The organism is Labedella endophytica, assembly GCF_003990045.1.
In the GTDB taxonomy this organism is placed as follows: Bacteria; Actinomycetota; Actinomycetes; order Actinomycetales; family Microbacteriaceae; genus Labedella; species Labedella endophytica.
In genome coordinates this window covers 167846-185628 of sequence record NZ_RZGZ01000005.1, presented here as the reverse complement: position 1 = coordinate 185628, position 17783 = coordinate 167846, and the positions used below count along the sequence as shown (strand labels likewise).

The 17783-nt window shown below is 67.7% G+C and carries 22 protein-coding genes, 1 tRNA gene and 1 other RNA gene; 13 read left to right on the top strand and 11 right to left on the bottom strand.

Annotated features, from left to right (window positions below; all coding sequences use genetic code 11):
• The first annotated feature begins 47 nt into the window (after positions 1-47).
• Genes ELQ94_RS16020 through ELQ94_RS16005 form a run of 4 tightly spaced genes read left to right on the top strand, consistent with a single transcriptional unit; the run spans position 48 to position 1552 of the window.
• Positions 48-233 carry a hypothetical protein gene (locus tag ELQ94_RS16020; protein WP_127051364.1) on the top strand — a complete coding sequence of 62 codons (186 nt, stop codon included), beginning with the start codon at positions 48-50 and terminating at the stop codon, positions 231-233.
• Complete coding sequence (locus tag ELQ94_RS16015) at positions 230-655, top strand: TadE/TadG family type IV pilus assembly protein (RefSeq protein ID WP_279432500.1); 426 nt, start codon at positions 230-232, stop codon at positions 653-655. The genes ELQ94_RS16020 and ELQ94_RS16015 overlap by 4 nt, the downstream gene beginning before the upstream one ends.
• Before the next feature lie 16 nt (positions 656-671).
• Positions 672-1109: a hypothetical protein gene (locus tag ELQ94_RS16010; protein WP_127051363.1), complete on the top strand. Its 438-nt coding sequence runs from the start codon at positions 672-674 to the stop codon at positions 1107-1109.
• The gene (locus ELQ94_RS16005) at positions 1109-1552 is read left to right on the top strand and encodes a pilus assembly protein TadG-related protein (protein ID WP_127051399.1); all 444 of its coding nucleotides are present in this window, start codon (positions 1109-1111) and stop codon (positions 1550-1552) included. Before ELQ94_RS16010 ends, ELQ94_RS16005 begins: the two co-directional genes overlap by 1 nt.
• A gap of 28 nt (positions 1553-1580) precedes the next feature.
• Here the strand turns inward: ELQ94_RS16005 and ELQ94_RS16000 are convergent, their stop codons facing one another.
• Complete coding sequence (locus ELQ94_RS16000) at positions 1581-2036, bottom strand: ASCH domain-containing protein (protein WP_127051398.1); 456 nt, start codon at positions 2034-2036, stop codon at positions 1581-1583.
• Between the two features lie 108 nt (positions 2037-2144).
• Positions 2145-2858, bottom strand: coding sequence for a hypothetical protein (locus ELQ94_RS15995; RefSeq protein ID WP_127051362.1), 714 nt, complete (start codon positions 2856-2858; stop codon positions 2145-2147).
• Between the two features lie 310 nt (positions 2859-3168).
• On the opposite strand from ELQ94_RS15995, the gene ELQ94_RS15990 reads away from it, so the two are divergent.
• Positions 3169-4788 carry a BCCT family transporter gene (locus tag ELQ94_RS15990; RefSeq protein WP_243697076.1) on the top strand — a complete coding sequence of 540 codons (1620 nt, stop codon included), beginning with the start codon at positions 3169-3171 and terminating at the stop codon, positions 4786-4788.
• 40 nt (positions 4789-4828) lie between these two features.
• Here ELQ94_RS15990 and ELQ94_RS15985 read toward each other — a convergent pair whose 3' ends face one another.
• Positions 4829-6073, bottom strand: coding sequence for an MFS transporter (locus tag ELQ94_RS15985; protein WP_127051360.1), 1245 nt, complete (start codon positions 6071-6073; stop codon positions 4829-4831).
• Positions 6074-6136: 63 nt separating this feature from the next.
• Here ELQ94_RS15985 and prfB point away from each other — a divergent pair, with 63 nt between their 5' ends.
• The 5 genes from prfB (at position 6137) to ssrA (ending at position 10701) form a co-directional block, all read left to right on the top strand.
• Positions 6137-7252 carry a peptide chain release factor 2 gene (gene prfB / locus ELQ94_RS15980; RefSeq protein ID WP_127051359.1) on the top strand — a complete coding sequence of 372 codons (1116 nt, stop codon included), beginning with the start codon at positions 6137-6139 and terminating at the stop codon, positions 7250-7252.
• Between the two features lie 196 nt (positions 7253-7448).
• Positions 7449-8687 carry a cell division ATP-binding protein FtsE gene (gene ftsE, locus ELQ94_RS15975; protein ID WP_127051358.1) on the top strand — a complete coding sequence of 413 codons (1239 nt, stop codon included), beginning with the start codon at positions 7449-7451 and terminating at the stop codon, positions 8685-8687.
• On the top strand, positions 8684-9598 hold the full coding sequence (gene ftsX / locus ELQ94_RS15970; protein WP_127051357.1) for a permease-like cell division protein FtsX: 915 nt from the start codon (positions 8684-8686) through the stop codon (positions 9596-9598). Before ftsE ends, ftsX begins: the two co-directional genes overlap by 4 nt.
• A gap of 118 nt (positions 9599-9716) precedes the next feature.
• Positions 9717-10193, top strand: coding sequence for an SsrA-binding protein SmpB (gene smpB, locus ELQ94_RS15965; protein WP_127051356.1), 477 nt, complete (start codon positions 9717-9719; stop codon positions 10191-10193).
• Positions 10194-10332: 139 nt separating this feature from the next.
• Positions 10333-10701: a transfer-messenger RNA gene (gene ssrA, locus ELQ94_RS15960) on the top strand.
• Positions 10702-10784: 83 nt separating this feature from the next.
• On the opposite strand, the gene poxB is transcribed toward ssrA, so the two are convergent.
• Both poxB and ELQ94_RS15950 read right to left on the bottom strand, forming a co-directional pair.
• Positions 10785-12509: a ubiquinone-dependent pyruvate dehydrogenase gene (gene poxB / locus ELQ94_RS15955; RefSeq protein ID WP_127051355.1), complete on the bottom strand. Its 1725-nt coding sequence runs from the start codon at positions 12507-12509 to the stop codon at positions 10785-10787.
• A 113-nt stretch (positions 12510-12622) separates the two neighbouring features.
• Positions 12623-13438 (bottom strand): inositol monophosphatase family protein, encoded by an 816-nt coding sequence (locus tag ELQ94_RS15950; protein WP_127051354.1) that lies wholly within the window; start codon positions 13436-13438, stop codon positions 12623-12625.
• A 154-nt stretch (positions 13439-13592) separates the two neighbouring features.
• Between ELQ94_RS15950 and ELQ94_RS15945 the strand changes: the two genes are divergently transcribed.
• Positions 13593-13665, top strand: a tRNA-Lys gene (locus ELQ94_RS15945).
• 374 nt (positions 13666-14039) lie between these two features.
• Here the strand turns inward: ELQ94_RS15945 and ELQ94_RS15940 are convergent.
• The 3 genes from ELQ94_RS15940 to ELQ94_RS15930 form a co-directional block, all read right to left on the bottom strand.
• A complete protein-coding gene (locus tag ELQ94_RS15940; protein ID WP_127051353.1) occupies positions 14040-14240 on the bottom strand; it encodes a helix-turn-helix transcriptional regulator in 201 nt (66 codons plus the stop codon).
• 1 nt (position 14241) lies between these two features.
• Positions 14242-14709 (bottom strand): hypothetical protein, encoded by a 468-nt coding sequence (locus tag ELQ94_RS15935; RefSeq protein WP_127051352.1) that lies wholly within the window; start codon positions 14707-14709, stop codon positions 14242-14244.
• Positions 14710-14785: 76 nt separating this feature from the next.
• A complete protein-coding gene (locus tag ELQ94_RS15930; RefSeq protein ID WP_127051351.1) occupies positions 14786-15214 on the bottom strand; it encodes a VOC family protein in 429 nt (142 codons plus the stop codon).
• A gap of 120 nt (positions 15215-15334) precedes the next feature.
• Between ELQ94_RS15930 and ELQ94_RS15925 the strand changes: the two genes are divergently transcribed.
• Complete coding sequence (locus ELQ94_RS15925; protein WP_127051350.1) at positions 15335-15790, top strand: SRPBCC family protein; 456 nt, start codon at positions 15335-15337, stop codon at positions 15788-15790.
• 127 nt (positions 15791-15917) lie between these two features.
• A complete protein-coding gene (locus ELQ94_RS15920) occupies positions 15918-16271 on the top strand; it encodes a hypothetical protein (RefSeq protein ID WP_127051349.1) in 354 nt (117 codons plus the stop codon).
• Between the two features lie 39 nt (positions 16272-16310).
• Here ELQ94_RS15920 and ELQ94_RS15915 read toward each other — a convergent pair whose 3' ends face one another.
• From ELQ94_RS15915 to ELQ94_RS15905, 3 genes are all read right to left on the bottom strand, one after another.
• Entirely contained in the window at positions 16311-16817 is a 507-nt protein-coding gene (locus tag ELQ94_RS15915) for a metallophosphoesterase family protein (protein WP_127051348.1), read from the bottom strand.
• A gap of 31 nt (positions 16818-16848) precedes the next feature.
• On the bottom strand, positions 16849-17316 hold the full coding sequence (locus tag ELQ94_RS15910; RefSeq protein WP_127051347.1) for a hypothetical protein: 468 nt from the start codon (positions 17314-17316) through the stop codon (positions 16849-16851).
• 80 nt (positions 17317-17396) lie between these two features.
• Positions 17397-17615 carry a hypothetical protein gene (locus tag ELQ94_RS15905; protein ID WP_127051346.1) on the bottom strand — a complete coding sequence of 73 codons (219 nt, stop codon included), beginning with the start codon at positions 17613-17615 and terminating at the stop codon, positions 17397-17399.
• Positions 17616-17783: the final 168 nt, after the last annotated feature.

Here is a 17783-nt window from a genome sequence, read left to right as displayed (position 1 = left end):
GCCGCACACGCCGAGCCTCTTGTTCAACCCACCGAAAGGAATCCTCCATGACCACCACACTCTCCGTCCTCGGCTGTCTGTCCCGCCGCGCTCGCGATGAGCGAGGCGACGTGCCCGGTTGGGTGCTCGTCACGCTCATGACGGCGGGTCTCGTCATCCTGATCTGGGGGCTCGCCGGACCCGCCCTCGCCGGGCTCTTCGAGCAGGCCATGTCACGCGTCTCCGGTCTGTGATCGGGCGACGGTTCCGCCGCCACTCTGCGCTTCCGGCGGCTGTCTCCACCGAACGGGGGTCGGCCGTCGTCGAGAACCTCCTCGTGACGATCCTCCTGACCACTCTTGCGCTCGCCGTGGTGCAGTTGGCCCTCGCGCTCCACGTGCGGACCACCGTGTCCGACGCGGCCTCGGAGGGTGCGCGGTTCGGGGCCCTCGCCGGTCGAGGTCCCGACGACGCCGTGTCGCGGACGCGGGCCCTCATCGACGCGGCTATCGGTGACGGTTATGCGACGAGCATCGAGGCGGAGTACACCGACTACCGCGGCCACGCCGCGATGACCGTCACGGTAGACGGTGTGCTGCCCGTGATCGGACTGCTCGGGGTGGGGGAGGGACTGCATGCCGACGGGCGCGCCGCGGTCGAGACCGTCGACGACTGACGCGACGAAAGATGCGATGACGGACGAGGGGAGCGCGTCGCTCGAGTTCATCATCGCCGGTCTCGTGCTCCTCGTGCCCATCGTCTATCTCGTCGTCGTGCTCTTCCAGATCCAGGCGGCGGTGCTCGCCGCGGAAGGGGGAGCCCGTCAAGCGGCCCGGTTGTTCGTCGAGGCCCCCGACGCCCGGACCGGGACGGAACGGGTGTCCACAGCCGTGGAGTTCGCACTCGCCGATCAGGGCATCGACGACTCCCGCGTCGACGTGACCATCACGTGCGCCGACGGAGGCCCGGCGGACTGCCTCGACCCCGGGGACCTCGTGACGATCATCGTGCGGCTCGACGCCGCACTGCCGCTCGCCCCGCCCGTGCTCGGCCTCGACGAACGCACCGCCGTTCCGATCGAAGCCAGCGCCGTGAACGCCGTCTCCGAGTTCCACGTGGGGGAGCCGTGATGCGGCCCCAGCGGTCCGACGATGCGGGGTCGACGCTCGTCCTCACGATCGGATTCGCCGCCTTCGCCCTGGTCGTGACGCTCGTGGTCGCGGCGGCGACCTCCCTCTACATCGAGCGCAAGCGCCTCCTGAGCCTCGCGGACTCCGCGGCGCTCGTCGGCGCGGAGGCGTTCGACCTCGAGGACGTCCGGGTCGTCGAGGATGCCTCGGGCGTCACGGTGGAGCTCGAGTCTGCATCCGTCGAGGCGGCGGTCATCGAGCACGTCGACCGCGTCCGATCGACGCGATTCGAGGATCTCCGCATCGAGGAGGCGGCCTCGCGCGACGGACGCAGCGCGGTCGTGTCGCTCTCCTCCTCGTGGAAGCCGCCCGTGCTCACCCTGTTCCTGCCGGATGGCCTACGGCTCGACGCGACGTCGTCCGCGCGGTCGGTCTTGCGGTGACGAGGAGGGGAGATCGGACAGTCGGCGGTCAGTCGGCGTGCTCGGGCGGCCAGACCACACTGAAGCGTTCGAAGACGATCTCCTGGTGCTCGGTCCACTCGCGGCCCTGAGCCTCGGAGACGCGCGTCCAGTAGCGCCGGTGTTCGCGCTGCCAACTCTCGAGGGTGAGGTCGTCCTCGCCCTCGTCATGGGCGAAGGCGGCGTCGGCGCTCCTAAACGGGCCGAGGCGCAGCTCGGTGGTGCGGATGACGATGCGGGGCACGCCGCGGCCGTCGCACGCGATCCAGTGCGAACCGATGCGCGGGACCTGGTCGCCGCGGGTGAGGAAGTCGGCGACGAGCTCTGCCGTGGCGCGCTTGCGTCCCGTGAGGACGTGGGCGAGGAGCTCGTCGGCCAGGCGCTCCGAGTCACCGAAGTGCTCGATCGTGTACTCGGGAGAGGCCGCGACGGCCTCGGGGTGCGCGGCGGTGTAGTCCTGCCACATGCGGATCCCCGCGGCCGTGTCGACGGGAGGGAGGGCACGGGGGGAGTCCGGTTCTGAGCTGCTCACCGGTCCATCGTGTCAGAGGCGAAGGGGCGACGAATGTCGCGTTCAGTCGGCCTCGAGCCGCTCCCGCTGAGCGTCGAGGACGGTTTCGAGTGCGGCCTCGAGCTCCCCGAGATCGGCCTCGGTGGTGCCCCTGAGGTTCGTCGACTGAACGAATGCCCAGCGGTCCTCGACCGCCGTCCACCACGTCCATGTCGCGAAGTCGCCGTCACCTGAAGCGCTCGGCCCGTGCACTCCGTCCCACTCGCCGTAAGTGAGTCGGGACTGGCCGCCCCCGTCGATGCACGCCTCGACCTCGTCGTCGATCGTGGCGACGATGGATCGCGCGTCGGCCGCCTCGAGGACAGCGACTCCGACGGAGCCGATACCGTCCGGTCCGCCCTCCTCGCCTCCGCCCAGGTCGAATGTGACGATCGCGGGCTGGGTGTCCTGCCACGCCGTCCACCACGCGTTCTGTCGCGCCTCGTCGCACTCCTCCGACCGCGACTCCCACTCCGGAGGGTCCATGACGAGTGTGAAGGCGGATTCCGACCACGAACGGCCGTCGAGCGCGCACAGCGCGGCCGCTGTCAGCGCCTCGGCCTCGGGGTCACCACCAGCCTCGGGTTCAGTACCGGCCGATGCGCAGGTCTCCGCGGTCGGTGACAGCGACGGGGTCGTGACCGGTTCGTTCGTGCAGCCCGACAGTGCGAGGGTGACGGCCGTGGACACGAGCGTCGTCGAGAGCAGGAGCGAGTGGACGGGCGGACGCTGAGTCATGCCAGAACGATGGCAGGTGGTCCGACTCGCAACAAGGGGAACATCTACCCGTCAGTGCACGACATCGGTCCGACGTCGCGGGAAAGACGGGCGGGGTGTCGGTGGTCTTCGTGCGCCCATGGTGCCAGGCGGAGCGCCTCGATCAGCGTCCCGATGCCGGGGCGTGCGGCTCCAGCGATTGGCCCGCAGGCGCTCTCTCCCCTACCCTTGGTCGGTGACAACGAGCCCGAGCACCACCTCCAAACCCTCCGTCCACCGCCGCGTCTTCTGGCCGGCCGCCGTCATCGTGCTCGTCTTCGTGGCGTTCGCGATGATCCTGCCCGACGTGGCCGAGGCGCTCTTCGCCTCCGTCCAGGGTGCGATCGTGAACGCCTTCAGCTGGTACTACGTGCTCATCGCCGCCCTCTTCGTGGCCTTCTGCCTGTGGGTCGGCTTCAGCCGATACGGCGACATCAAGCTCGGCAAGGACGACGACGAACCCGAGTTCTCCGTCGGCTCCTGGCTGTCCCTGCTCTTCGCCGCGGGCATGGGCATCGGCCTCGTGTTCTACGGCGTGAGTGAACCGCTCAGCCACTACGCGTCTCCGAAACCCGGCGTCGAGGGCACCCCGTCACAGCTCGCCCAGCAGGCCATGTCGCAGACCTACCTCCACTGGGGTGTGCACGCCTGGTCGATCTACGTCGTCATCGGCCTCGCCCTCGCCTACGCGATCCACCGCCGGGGCCGGCCCGTGTCGATCCGGTGGACTCTCGAGCCGCTCCTCGGTCGACGCGTGCGTGGAATCTGGGGCGACGCGATCGACGTCGTCGCCCTCGTGGGCACGCTGTTCGGAGTCGCCACCTCCCTCGGTCTCGGTGTGCTCCAGATCGGCGCGGGGCTCTCGAGCGCCGGCCTCGTCGAGCCGTCCGACCTGCTCAGCGTCATCCTCATCATCGCCATCACCGGTTGCGTCCTGTTCTCCGTGCTCTCCGGAGTGACGAAGGGCATGAAGTGGCTCTCGAACATCAACCTGGTGCTCGCCGCGCTTCTCGTGGTGTTCATCCTCATCGTCGGACCGACGCAGTTCCTGCTCCGCGAATTCGTGCAGTCGATCGGCACTTACCTCCAGTCCTTCGTCGGTCTCTCCTTCTCGGTGAGCGCGTACGCCGGCGCCGAGGGCGAGGCGTGGCAGGGATCGTGGAGCACGTTCTACTGGGGCTGGTGGATCTCGTGGGCACCGTTCGTCGGCATCTTCATCGCCCGCATCTCCAAGGGACGCACCGTGCGCCAGTTCATCGTCGGCGTCATCCTCGTGCCGACGCTCATCACCTTCCTGTGGTTCAGCGTGCTCGGCGGCACCGCGCTCTACATCGAGGTCTTCGGGGGAGGGGGCCTCATCGGGGCCGACGGCAGCGTCGACCTCGAGGGTTCGCTCTTCGCGATGCTCGCTCAGCTGCCCGCTGGCGGTGTCCTCACGGCCGGGGTCATCCTCCTCATCGCCGTGTTCTTCATCACCTCGGCCGACTCCGGTTCGCTCGTGATGGGCATGATCGCCTCCGGCGGGGATGTGGAACCGAAGCGCTGGGTGCGCGTGTTCTTCGCGGTGACCACGTCGCTCCTCGCGATCGCCCTGCTCCTGAGCGGTGGGCTCGAGGCGCTCAAGACGGCCGCGATCATCATCGCGCTCCCGTTCAGCGTCGTGATGCTCGCGATGGCCTGGTCGACCGCCAAGGCCTTCGGCCGGGAGCATCGGGCCTACGAGCGGGCGAGACGCGCCGCCTTCGTCGACCGCATCGGCGAGTACTACGGCCTCGAGGTGGACGAACCGGCGGAGACGCGCTCGACCGCTGTCGCCGGACGATCGCCCGTGCGCAGTCTCATGGACCGGTTCCGGGGGCGGCACCCGCAGGTCGGCGCACCAGACCACGACGAGACGTCGACAGAGTGTTAGCCGAGGTCTCCGCACGTCCGAGAAGCCGTTCGGCCCGAGATCAGCTCGGGTCCGGACGGCTTCTCGGTACGTAGCGCGGCAGGTAGCGCGCGAAGAGCAACGAGCCGACCAGGCCGAGCGCGCCGAGGGACAGGCTCGCCACGGCGAGGGAGGCGGCCACCGTGATCCCCGAGATGAGCAGGGGAGCGGCGGCCTCGCCCGCGTGTGTCGTGAAGCGCCACGCCGCGAGGAACCGGGCGGGGTCGTCTCGCGGCGAGAGATCGGCCCCCACGGTCATGAGGATGCCGCTGCCGATCCCGTTGGCGAGGGCCATCGTGACGGCGACCGCGATGAAGAGACCCTCCGTGCTCGTGAAGGCCAGGACGATGTGGCTGAGGCCCAGGCCGGTGAGGGCGGGGATCGCCGACCAGAGCCGACCGAACCGGTCCATGATCTGTCCCGACGTGTAGAAGAGGGCGAAGTCGACGGCGCCCGCGATGCCGATGACCACCGCCGTCTGGGCGTCGGCCATGCCGATCGACACGGCCCAAAGAGGGAGGATGACGGTCCGCGACGACCGCACGGCCGACATGATGGCCGCCGCCGCACCCATTCGCGAGAGCACCGTCCGATTGTCGCGGATCGTCGTGAACACGTTGACCGGAGCCCGCTGCGCCTTTTCGATCGCCGCCCGCTCGATCGCCCCACGACCGACGCGGCCGGCGGCGACGGCGGTGGGATCGGGCACGACGAACAGGATGCCGATCACGAGGACGCAGGCGACGACGTGCACCCAGAAGACGACGCTCGCCTCGCCCGTCGCGTGGATGAGGGCCGCGGCGATGAACGGGCCGATCGCCCACCCTCCCCGGAACGTCCCCCCGAGGGTCGAGAGGGCACGGGCGCGGTAGGGAAGGGGCACGTAGGTGGTCATGAAAGCGTGGCGGGCGAGCGCGAAGACCGACGTCGACAGGCCGCTCAACACGAGCCCGATAGCGAGGCCGAGAGTCGTCGGCACCAGGAGGCAGACGGCGAGTCCGACGAGGCAGAGCACGGCGGCACCGATCATCGCACGGCGTTCGCCGAATCGGGCCACGAGCGACCCGGCCGGGACGTCGCCGAGGAGTTCTCCCATCATGAAGAGGCCGCCGAGGAAGCCCGCGAAGGCGAGCCCAGCCCCGAGGCTCGACGCGATGACCGGGATCATCGGGATGATCGCACCCTGACCGATCGAGAAGACGAACGTCGGCAGGAGAGCCGAGAGGGCGACGGAGCGGAAGGAGAACGCGGGACCGGGAGCCGTCATCAGGGAGTCAACGATACGCGTCGCCCCGCGGCCTCCCGTGCGCCACGGTAGGATTGCACGGTTATGTTTCCTTTGGATCTGAGCCCCGACATCCACGCGCTGCGCGCGACCTTCGCCGACATCAAGACGGTGGTCGACGTCGACCGCATCACGTCCGACATCGAGGCGCTCAGCGAGCAGGCCGGTGCGCCCGACCTCTGGGACGACACCGACAACGCACAGAAGGTCACGAGCGCACTGAGCCACCGCCAGTCGGAGCTCGCCCGCATCACGGGCATCGAGCGCCGCCTCGACGAGATCGAGATGCTCGTGGAACTCGCGAACGCCGAAGAGGACGAGGACACCGCGAACGAGGCTCGATCGGAGCTCGAATCGGTGCGCAAGAGCATCGGCGAGCTCGAGGTGCAGACCCTCCTGAGCGGCGAGTACGACCCGAAGCCCGCCGTCGTCACGATCCGTGCCGGTGCGGGCGGCGTCGACGCCGCCGACTTCGCCGAGATGCTCCTGCGCATGTACCTGCGGTGGGCGGAGCAGCACAACTACTCGGCCAAGGTCATGGACACGAGCTACGCGGAGGAGGCCGGCATCAAGTCGGCGACCTTCGAGATCGATGCGCCCTACGCCTTCGGAACGCTGAGCGTGGAGGCCGGCACGCACCGTCTCGTGCGCATGAGTCCCTTCAACTCGGCCGGCAAGCGTCAGACGAGCTTCGCGGCCGTCGAGGTGATCCCGCTCCTGGAGGAGGCTGTGATCGTCGACATCCCCGAGAACGACATCCGCGTGGACGTCTTCCGCTCCTCGGGACCCGGCGGACAGTCGGTCAACACGACCGACTCCGCCGTGCGCCTCACGCACATCCCGACGGGCATCGTCGTGTCGATGCAGAACGAGAAGAGCCAGATCCAGAATCGCGCGGCCGCCATGCGCGTGCTGCAGTCGCGGCTCCTCATCGTCCAGCGCGAGCAGGAGGCGGCGACGAAGAAGGAGCTCGCGGGCACGATCACCGCGAGTTGGGGAGACCAGATGCGCAGCTACGTGCTCGCGCCGTACCAGATGGTCAAGGATCTGCGGACGAACTTCGAGTCGGGCAACCCGCAGAACGTCTTCGACGGAGACCTCGACGGATTCATTGCAGCGGGTATCCGCTGGCGTTCCATGAAGGACATCGACGCGGACTAGGTCTTCTCCGGGTCGACGGAGCTCGGCGGTTCGGGGCGCAGCGGGTATCCGCTGGCGTTCCATGAAGGACATCGACGCGGACTAGGTCCGGGCGACTGGACTCGTTCGGCGACTTCGCTCATAGAAGCTGGGCGCGGTCGCGGCTGCGGCGAGTCCTGCGCCCATCCCCGGCGCGTGTGCTTAGGCTCGAACCGCCATGATTCGCTTCGACAACGTCACCAAGAAATACGCGGGCACGACGAAGCCCGCCCTCAACGCCGTCGACTTCGAGGTGAAGCGCGGAGAGTTCATCTTCCTCGTCGGTGCCTCGGGCTCCGGCAAGTCGAGCTGCCTCCGACTCGTGCTGAAGGAGGAGAAGCCCTCCGAGGGCACTGTGCACGTGCTCGGGCACAACGTCTCCTCCATCTCGAACCGGAAGATCCCGTACTTCCGACGCAACCTCGGGGTGGTCTTCCAGGACTTCCGACTCCTGCCGAACAAGACGGTGTTCGAGAACGTCGCCTTCACGCTCCAGGTGATCGGGAAGTCGCGCGGATTCGTCCAGGAGGCCGTACCCGATGTGCTGAAGATGGTCGGCCTCGACAACAAGGCGCAGCGCATGCCCCACGAACTGTCCGGTGGAGAGCAGCAGCGCGTCGCGATCGCGCGCGCCATCGTCAACAAGCCCCAGGTGCTCCTCGCCGACGAGCCGACGGGTAACCTCGACCCCGCGACGAGCGCCGGCATCATGCAGCTCCTCGAGCGGATCAACGCCAACGGGACGACCGTCGTGATGGCGACGCACGAGGCCGCCATCGTCGACAAGATGCAGCGCCGTGTGATCGAACTCGTCGAGGGGACGATCGTCCGCGACGAGACGCACGGAGGATACGGCACCACCGCGGTCATCCCCGAGCTCGGTCCGCGCAAGGAGCGTGGCGTCGACGCCGAGAAGGCCAAGCGCGCGGCGCGGGAGGCCGCGCGGGAGGCTCCGACCACCCAATCCGTCGTCACGCCCCGGAGATCCGCTGTGGTCGCTCCCGTCGAGACGGACGCGGCCGAGGATCCCGCGGCGATGGCGGACGAGACCTCGACTGCTCCGGCCGAAGCGCTCTCCGCGCCGTCCTCGCGGTCGGGAGAGGCCCCCGACACCGACAGCACGCCACCGTGGGTCGTCCGAGCGGCCGACGACGACGCAGGTGACGACCCGGCGAACGAGACGGACAGGCGTGCGGCGACGGACGCTGCTGCGCAGGCAGGGGAGCCGGAGCGCGCCGTCGACGAGCGACCCGCGCAACCGCTGACGCAGAGCCAGCCGATCATCGGTCTGCCGCTCGCCTCCGGACCGCTTCCCGAGGACACCCAGGAGCATCTGTCGCTCGCCGAACGACTCGGCCTGCGAGCGGGCAAACCCCGTGACGAGGACAAGGAACAGAACGTGGGGCCCACGCAGTGAGATTCGCACTCGTCTGGTCGGAGGCCTTCAACGGGCTCCGGCGGAACGTCTCGATGGTCATCTCCGTCGTGCTCGTCACCTTCATCTCCCTCACCTTCGTGGGCACAGCGGTGCTCATGCAGATGCAGGTCGGTCAGATGAAGAACTACTGGTACGATCGCGCGCAGGTCGCCGTGTACCTGTGCACGGACGACTCCGTCGCCGAGTCGTGCGCCGCAGGAGCCGCGACCGAGGAGCAGGTCACCGCGATCGGGGAGCAGCTCGAGTCCGACACCCTCGCTCCGTACATCCAGAACTCGTACTTCGAGGACAGCGAGCAGGCGTACGAGAACTTCCAGCAGCAGTTCGAGGGCAACGATCTCGCCGACCTCGTCACCCCGGACCAGCTTCCTCAGGCGTACTGGGTGAACCTCGTCGACCCGTCGCAATCCGCGGTCATCAGCGAGGCGTTCTCGGGTGTCGCGGGTGTCGAGACGGTGACGGATCAGCGCCAGTACCTGGATCAGATCTTCTCGGTGCTCAACATCGCGAGCTACGCGGCGATCGGCATCGCCGGGCTCATGCTCATCGCCGCCGTCCTCCTGATCGCCACGACCATCCGTCTCTCCGCCTACTCACGGCGGAAGGAGCTCGGGATCATGCGGCTCGTCGGGGCGTCCAACCGCTTCATCCAGACGCCGTTCGTCCTCGAGGGTGTGTTCGCAGCGCTCATCGGATCGCTTCTCGCGGGCGGCGCGATCCTCGCGCTCGTGCACTTCGTCGTGGGCGGGTACCTCGCGCCGAGGATCCTCTTCATCAGCTTCGTCGACGTCGGTGACGCCCTCGTCGTGGTACCGATCCTCCTGGCCCTCGGAATGATCCTCGCTGCCCTGTCCGCGAACTTCGCCATCAAGAGATACCTGCGCATCTGATCGCAGGGCAGGGCAGGGTCGAGGTCGAGGTCGAGGTCGTCGTGCGCCCGGGCCGGCCTCTTTCCGGGTAAGCTGAGAGGCTGTCCTCGCCGGAGGACGAGCGGACGAGGAGCGCACGATGCCGAGAGAACAGGGCGAGAAGGTGGTCGCCACCAACCGTCGTGCCCGGCACGACTACCTCATCGAGGACACCTACGAGGCGGGACTCGTGCTCACGGGCACCGAGGTGAAGTCGCTGCGTCATGGACGGGCATCGCTCGTCGACGGATACGCCTTCATCGACGGGGCCGAGGCGTGGCTCGACGCCGTGCACATCCCGGAGTACGGCCAGGGCACGTGGAACAACCACCCGGTGCGGCGCAAGCGCAAGCTGCTGCTCCACAAGCAGGAGATCCTCAAGATCAGCCACAAGATCGCCCCGGGCGGCTACACGCTCGTGCCGCTGCGCCTCTACTTCAGCGACGGCCGCGCCAAGGTCGAGATCGCCGTGGCAAAGGGCAAGCGCGAGTTCGACAAGCGACAGGCCCTGCGCGAGAAGCAGGACAAGCGTGAGGCCGATCGGGCCATGCGCACGAAGAACATGGTCGGCGACTGATCGGGAATAGCCCCGACGCCCAGCCGTTGTAGACTGTGACAGCGCCTCGTGCGCACGTTGACCGGTTCGCCGGTCGTGACAACTCGACAGTGTGATGACGACCCGTTCCGTCGGAGGAGACTCCGCGCGGATCGAGCAGGGGGATGATCGGTTTCGACATCGCCTGCAAAACCGAGAGAAGCGGGCCGAGGATGCAGGGTTATCTCGTAAACGATCTCTGCAAAACACAAGTGCCAATTCCAAGCGCACTGACTTCGCTCTCGCTGCTTAAGCGAGTTTGAGAGTCCGTCAGACCGGATGCGTTCCCGTTCCGGATCCTGGCGTCATTTAGGGGACTTGCTGCGCACCGGCGTTCGGACGGTGTGTGGGACTTTTCCCGGACTGGGCCCGTCGACCTAGATGCCTGTGGCAAAGGTCGGGGCCGAGTAGAACGTCTGCACAGGATACGCCCGTAGAAGGCTCGGAATTACAGCGATGGACGGGGGTTCAATTCCCCCCATCTCCACCATCGGTCGTCATCGCACCGTCGTGTCAACGAGGAAGGGCCGTCCCCAGGGGGCGGCCCTTCCTCGTTTCGCGAGTGCACGGTATCTAGAAGACCTGGCGCAGGTTCGTCTTCGCGAGGTCGATGAGTTCGTCGCCGCGTCCGGACATCACGGTGCGCAGCGCGTAGAGGGTGAAGCCCTTCACCTGCTCGGCCGTGATGCTCGGAGGCATCGAGAGCTCCTGGCGGGCCGTCACGACGTCGAGCACGGCCGGTCCGTCGTGCGCGAGGAACTCGGCGACGACGGATTCGAGCTCCGAACTCTTCTCCACGCGGAATCCGCGGATGCCCAGCGCATTCGCGACGGCGGCGAAGTCCGGATTCGTGAGGTCGGTGCCGAAGTTGACGAAGCCGGCCGCCTTCATCTCGACCTCGACGAACGCGAGGGACGAGTTGTCGTAGACGACGACCTTCACGGGCAACCGGTTCTGGATGAGGGTGATGAGTTCGCCCATCAGCATGGCGAGTCCGCCGTCGCCAGAGAGAGCGATCACCTGGCGGCCCGGGTGCGCCGCCTGGACGCCGATGGCGTGGGGGAGGGCATTCGCCATCGTGCCGTGCGAGAAGGAGCCGATGAGCCGGCGGCGTCCGTTCATCGTCAGGTAGCGCGAGGCCCAGATGACGGGGGATCCGACGTCGGGGATGAAGACGGCGTCGTCGGACGCGTGGCGATCGAGGAGGCGGGTGAGGTACTGCGGGTGGACGGGCGCATTGTCCGAACCGGCCTCGGCCAGGTCGTCGAGCTTGGCGCGCGTCTTCCCGTAGTGCTCGATCGCGTCGTCGAGGTGGCCGCGCTTCGTGGTGTGCGCGAGGAGGGGGAGGAGTGCGTCGATCGTCGGACGGACGGCTCCCACGAGACCGAGGTCGATGGTCGTGCGCCGACCCAGGTTCTCGCCCCGGATGTCGACCTGGATGATCGTGGCCTTCTCGGGAAAGAACTGCGGGTAGGGGAAATCGGTGCCGAGCATCAGCAGCGTGTCGCACGTCTCCATTGCGCGGTAGCCGGACGCGAAGCCCAGCAGTCCTGTCATGCCGACGTCGAAGGGGTTGTCGTATTCGATGAACTCCTTGCCGCGCAGGGCGTGAACGATCGGCGCCCCGAGCCGGTCCGCGAGGGCGACGAGCTCGTCGTGAGCCCCCTCGACGCCGGCTCCGGCGAGGATTGTCACCTTGTGGCTCCGATCGAGGAGCCGGGCGGCCTCCTCGAGCTCGTGGGCGGCCGGCACGATGACGGGGGCCGCCGCGCGGACGACGGGGACGCTCGTGTCGGCGGCCGAGGCGAGGAGGACGTCACCCGGGACCACGACGACGGCGACGCCGCGTTTCTCGACGGCGGCACGCATGGCGATCGCGAGGACGCGCGGAAGCTGTTCGGGGACGGCGACGTATTCCACGTAGACGCTGCACTCGCGAAACAACTCCTGAGGGTGCGTCTCCTGGAAGTACGTCGTTCCGATCTCGGAGCTCGGGATGTGGGCGGCGATCGCCACGACCGGAACGCGCGATCGATTCGCGTCGTAGAGGCCATTGATGAGGTGCAGGTTGCCCGGGCCGCAACTCCCCGCGCAGACCGCGAGCCGTCCGGTGGTGTGGGCCTCCGCCGCCGCGGCGAGGGCGGCGGCCTCCTCGTGCCGCACGTGCACCCAGTCGATCGAGCCGTTCGTGCGCAACGCGTCAGTGAAGCCATTGAGGGAGTCACCCGGGAGGCCGTAGACGCGCTCGACGCCGCTCGCCTCGAGGATCGACACCATGTTCTCGGCGACAGTCGTCATCACGTCCCTCTTCCCGCGAACCTCGTCGTGGATCGGTCCGCTCCCTCGACCCTACGCTCGTCGGATGGCCCTTTGCCGCGTCCGGGTGACCTCAGGGAATGTCGCGCGGGGACTCAGCGACCAAGAGCCGTGATGACGTCGTCGTGCAACAGACCGTTCGTCGCGACGGCGCTGCGGGACGCGATCGAATCGGAACCGTCGACGGCGGTGAACCGGCCTCCAGCCTCCTCCACGATGACGGCGAATGGCGCGATGTCCCACTCCTTCACGTCGAACTCGGCGACGATGTCGACGAGTCCCTCCGCGAGCAGCCCGTACGACCACGCGTCCCCGTACGCCCGATCGCGCCAGACGGTGCGGGTGAGGTCGACGAGGCGGTCGAGGTAGCCGGCCTGATCCCACTGCTGAATGCTCTGGAAGCTGAGCGAGGCGTCCGAGAGCGACCCCACCCCCGACACGCGCAGCCGGCGGGGTTCGTCGTCGCCGTCGTGCAGCCACGCGCCGAAGCCCCGCGACGCCCACCAGCGCTTCCGGAATGCCGGGGCGCTCGCGACGCCCACGACCGGGCGCCCGTCGACGGCGAGCGCGATGAGCGTCGCCCAGTTGGGTACGCCGCGCAGGAAGTTGGCCGTGCCGTCGATCGGGTCGATGATCCACTGACGTTCGGTGGACCCGCCCGTGCCGAATTCCTCCCCGAGGATGCCGTCCTCCGGCCGCTCGGCTGCGAGCACGTCACGGATCGCCGTCTCGACGGCGAGATCCGCGTCCGTCACCGGGGTGCGGTCCGGCTTCGACTCGATCGAGAGGTCCGCCGACCGGAACCGATCGAGGGAGATCGCGTCCGCGATGTCGGCGAGGCGGAGGGCGAGGTCGAGATCGGCGGCGAGAACGCGGCGATCGAGCGGATCGTTTCCGGGGGCTGAGGTCACGCCTCCACGATAGGGCGTCACCGGCCCCGGGCGACGGGTCGTACGCCTCCGGATCGACGGCGCAAACGCCTCCAGACCGCCGTGGGCGTCTCGATTGGCGCCGACCGCTCATCGGATGCTAGTGTTGACCCTCGGTTCGGGTCATCCGAATCATGCACCTCTAGCTCAATCGGCAGAGCAACTGACTCTTAATCAGTGGGTTCTCGGTTCAAGTCCGAGGGGGTGCACGAAAAGCCCTGCAGCTCTGGGGCTTTTTGCTGTTTTGTGTGCGTTGTTCACTCGGAATCGTGGGATGCGGTTTCACGTCCGAGGGGGTGCACGAAAAGCCTTGCAGCTCTCGCCAGCTGTGGGGCTTTTTGCTTTAGTCACTCGGAATCGTGGGATGCGGTTTCACGTCCGAGGGGGTGCACGAAAAGCCCTGCAGCTCTCGCCAGCTGTGGGGCATTTTGCTGTCTGTGTTGCGCCGAGTGCTCTAGCTCTAGCCCAGCGCCACACGTGTTTCAGTAGCGGTCGACGAAAAGCGGTAGCGCTCTGAGGGACATGATGTGACATGCGCCAGGGACTGGCCCGGGGGAGTCGGAAACAGGCGTCGAAGCCGCCGTCACTCGGGAGGCTCAGGGAAGAAGAGCTCCTCGATAGGGCGCTCGAAGACCGTCGCGATCCCGAACGCGAGGGGGAGCGAGGGGTCGAACTTCCCTCGTTCGATGGAGATGACCGTCTGGCGTGACACCCCGAGCTCGTCGGCGAGCTTCTGCTGCGACCATTCCAACGCCTTCCGGTGTTCCGCGACGACGTTCCGCACGTCACGCCGTCCGGCGAAGCACCTGGTAGCGGATCGAGAAGCTCACGAACGAGGCTCCGATCACTCCAAGCAGGACGATTCGGGGATCGGCTCCGGAGCCGCCCGGCAGGAGCGTCAGGGCGAGCGCGGCGATACCTGCAAGGAGGATGACGTCGGTCTGAGCGCCCGCAGCCGCCTTCGTGTACCAGCGTGACTCGATCGATTCCTCGGGCAGCTCGGCTGCGCCCTCCAGGCTCGAGCGGTCCAGAACGAGGACCCACACGGACATCGTGGCGGGCACCGCGAGGCAGAGCGCGAACGCTGCGGCTCCGACGATGGGATCGGGGCCGGCGATCCCGGCCCAGACCGCGACGAGGCTCAGGAGGAAGCCGATGACGACGCCGAAGGGGATGGCGATCGCCATTGCCGGTACCCGGCCGCTGCCGATCTTCGAGCGCCCCCACTTCGTGCGGTGGTCGTCTCCGGTCATGGTGGACCCCTTTCGTTGTTGTAAAGTGTGCTTGACAGTAAAGCACACTTTACAACGAAGGCGAGCCTCCGACGGCTCAGTCGAACGAGACCGTGCCCTCGTCCGTGACGTGCCATCCCGGGTTGTGGGCGATCTCCCACAACACGCCGTTCGGGTCGCGCACGATCGCGTGGAAGATCCCTCCGAAGGCGCCCGGCTCAGGGGGCACGACGATGGAGCCGCCTGCCGTGATCGCACGATCGGCCATCTCTGTGACCTCGTCCGCGCTGCCGACGTTGTGGGCGAGCGTGACGCCGCTCGCGGGAACCGGAACGTCCGCCCCGGTGTCCTCGGCGAACTTCGCCGCGTCGAACAGTCCGAGGACGAGGCCAGGGGCGATCTGGAAGAACAGGATCTCGTCCGGAACGTCGATGAGTGGCGTCCATTGGAGGCCGTCGACGTAGAACCCACGAGCGGCGTCGAGGTCGGGGGTGGAGAGGGTCACGAAATGGACGTCCTGGCGCATAGGCGCTGATGATAGGGGCTTCGACGCGAAGATGCGAGGCTCCGGCCGAAACGGGTCTCACGCAGGTCGGATCGGTAACGTCGCGAACGCACGCAGAAACAACGCCTAAGGAGATTCAGCATGCCCCAGGTCATCGAAACCATCGACGTCGACGTTCCCGTCTCCGTCGCCTACAACCAGTGGACCCTCTTCGAGGAGTTCCCGAAGTTCCTCGACGAGGTCGAGTCCATCCAGCAGGTCACCGACACCCTGACCGTCTGGAAGGTGAAGGTCGGAGGCTTCGAGCGCGAGTTCGAGGCGAACATCACCGAGCAGCACCCCGACGAGCGCGTCGCGTGGAACAGCACGGGAGGCGACACCGATCACGCGGGAGTGGTCACGTTCCACAAGCTCGGGGACGCACAGACCCGCGTCACCGTGCAGATCGACTGGGAGCCCACTGGCCTCCTCGAGAAGCTTGGCTCGACGCTCGGTGCCGACAATCACGCCGTGAAGAAGGACCTGAAGAACTTCAAGGAGTTCATCGAGTCCCGCGGTGTGGAAGAGGGCGGCTGGCGCGGAGACGTCCAGGCCTGATTTCACGGCATCATCCATGGTCCTTCGGACGGTGTCGAGCATTCGACACCGTCCGAGGGATTTTTGTATCCAGGCGTGCGCCGGGTAGCGAAGCCGCCGCTGGGGCCGCCGCGGGTAGGCTTGATCGGTGATCTCCCGCCGCGACGCCGCCATCCGACTCGACATCCCGCTCGAGATGGCCGGCAAGCACGGGATCCCGAAGCTCGTCTCGCCGGAGGAACTCGCCGCCCTCGAGGCCGAGCCGCCGGCCTGGCTCGTTCAATCGCGGGCCAACCGGACGGGCAAGCCCGTCTGGGCCGAACTCCGCTGCGTCGTCTGTCGCTTCTCCGAGATGGAGCGACCGAAGAAATGGTGGCCGGAGTGGACGTTCCTCGCGTGCGACGACCACGACGCCGACGAGCTGCCCGCTCGATCCGACGGGACCGAGCGCGTGGCGACCTACGGTGTCGGCTCACGATTCGTCGCCTACGTCGACGCGTAGATCGAGGACGCCGCCGGCCGCGTGAACGGGCACGGGTGGTCAGGTCCGCATGATGCGTGCCAGCTCAACGGACGAGACCGCACCCGCGTCGAGGGTCACGCGCATGAACGTGGCGTACGGCTGACGACGCCGGTCCGTGGGCGAGCCGGGGTTGAGGAGCCGCAACCCGGCCGGAGTCGTCGTGTCCCACGGGATATGGCTGTGCCCGAAGACGAGCAGATCGGTGTGCGGGAAAGCCGCGTCCATCCGCTTCTCCCGTCCGATCGAAGCCCCCGTCTCGTGGATCACCGCCACACGCACGCCCTCGATCTCGGCGCTCGCCACCTCCGGCAGCCGTTCGCGCAATTCCCCGTGGTCGTTATTGCCGTACACGCCGATGAATCGTGACGATCGGGCCTCGAGGAGGTCGAGCGTCGCCGCATCCACCCAGTCACCCGCGTGAACGACGACGTCGGCGGTGTCGATCGCGGCGAGGACTGGGTGCGGGAGCGTCTTCGCCCGCTTCGGCAGATGCGTGTCGGCGAGCAGGAGGATTGACGTGCTCACGGTGTGGTGGACGTGATCACGGTCGTCGCGCTCACGCCCCGGCGACGGCTCGAAGCGGGATCGTGTCGGCGCGGATGCCGGTCGCACGGTCGGGCGCGACGATCGACGGGTCGACCGTGTCGGGGTCGTGGCGCATCGGATCGGCCCAGACGGCCACGGCCGTGTGCTCGGCCTGGGGGGACAGGACGGTGCGCTCGTGTGCTCCCGGCAGGTGCGAGGCGGCTGGGACGACACCGGCGCCGACGATGGCCTGGGTGATGGCGAGCGAGAGCGACCGGCTCGCCAGCTGCGAGAAGATCGCGTCCGTGTCCGCGGCGCTCCTCAGGACGAGCGAGTAACGCCCGTCGGGGCCGAGGGCCTCGGCCACCCGCCGATTGACGAGGTCGTAGACGTCGTCGGGGGTGAGTGATGCGCGCTCCGGTGTCGAACCGGTCGGCGTGGGCTTCGATGCGGCCGCGCGGTCGGTGACGACTTTCGCGCGGCGACGGCGACCGAACATGGATCGTCCCCCGTTCAGAGCTGACTTGCGGTCATCTTCTCGCGGGGGACGATCGTTCGGGCGTCGACACGCCGGACGGGCTACTTCCGGCCGTCGCTGAGCTTCTTGGCCTTCTTCTCCGCGGGGGAGTCGTTGGCCTCGTCGGCGACCGAACCGATCGCGAGGGCGAGCGTGGCGATCCACGAGATCCAGATGAAGACGAGACGCCAGTCGTGCGGACCCTTCCGTGTCGCCTGCAGCGTCTGGTACCCACCGAAGACCGCGCCGATGATGGCCGAGTTCATGATGTATTTACGCATGGGGCGTCCTTTCGTTCGAGGGAAACGCTAGCGGATCGGGGTGTCGGGAGGCAGGGTTTGCGCCGTACCGATGGCTCGACTAGGGCCGCGCCGATGGATCGGCGAGGAGGGCCTTGGCGGGTCCCGCGCGTGGTGTCCACCCCCGGTCGGGGCCAGGCCCCGCTGATA

Coding starts and splice junctions, on each gene's coding strand:
- ELQ94_RS15995 (WP_127051362.1), bottom strand. CDS start 2,858: ATGACTCAGCGTCCGCCCGTCCACTCGCTCCTGCTCTCGACGACGCTC.
- ELQ94_RS15985 (WP_127051360.1), bottom strand. CDS start 6,073: ATGACGGCTCCCGGTCCCGCGTTCTCCTTCCGCTCCGTCGCCCTCTCG.
- ELQ94_RS15935 (WP_127051352.1), bottom strand. CDS start 14,709: ATGACCGGAGACGACCACCGCACGAAGTGGGGGCGCTCGAAGATCGGC.
- ELQ94_RS15930 (WP_127051351.1), bottom strand. CDS start 15,214: ATGCGCCAGGACGTCCATTTCGTGACCCTCTCCACCCCCGACCTCGAC.
- ELQ94_RS15905 (WP_127051346.1), bottom strand. CDS start 17,615: ATGCGTAAATACATCATGAACTCGGCCATCATCGGCGCGGTCTTCGGT.
- smpB (WP_127051356.1), top strand. CDS start 9,717: ATGCCGAGAGAACAGGGCGAGAAGGTGGTCGCCACCAACCGTCGTGCC.
- prfB (WP_127051359.1), top strand. CDS start 6,137: ATGTTTCCTTTGGATCTGAGCCCCGACATCCACGCGCTGCGCGCGACC.
- ELQ94_RS15990 (WP_243697076.1), top strand. CDS start 3,169: ATGATCCTGCCCGACGTGGCCGAGGCGCTCTTCGCCTCCGTCCAGGGT.
- ELQ94_RS16020 (WP_127051364.1), top strand. CDS start 48: ATGACCACCACACTCTCCGTCCTCGGCTGTCTGTCCCGCCGCGCTCGC.
- ELQ94_RS16000 (WP_127051398.1), bottom strand. CDS start 2,036: ATGTGGCAGGACTACACCGCCGCGCACCCCGAGGCCGTCGCGGCCTCT.
- ELQ94_RS15910 (WP_127051347.1), bottom strand. CDS start 17,316: ATGTTCGGTCGCCGTCGCCGCGCGAAAGTCGTCACCGACCGCGCGGCC.
- ELQ94_RS15925 (WP_127051350.1), top strand. CDS start 15,335: ATGCCCCAGGTCATCGAAACCATCGACGTCGACGTTCCCGTCTCCGTC.
- ELQ94_RS16010 (WP_127051363.1), top strand. CDS start 672: ATGACGGACGAGGGGAGCGCGTCGCTCGAGTTCATCATCGCCGGTCTC.
- poxB (WP_127051355.1), bottom strand. CDS start 12,509: ATGACGACTGTCGCCGAGAACATGGTGTCGATCCTCGAGGCGAGCGGC.
- ELQ94_RS16005 (WP_127051399.1), top strand. CDS start 1,109: ATGCGGCCCCAGCGGTCCGACGATGCGGGGTCGACGCTCGTCCTCACG.
- ftsE (WP_127051358.1), top strand. CDS start 7,449: ATGATTCGCTTCGACAACGTCACCAAGAAATACGCGGGCACGACGAAG.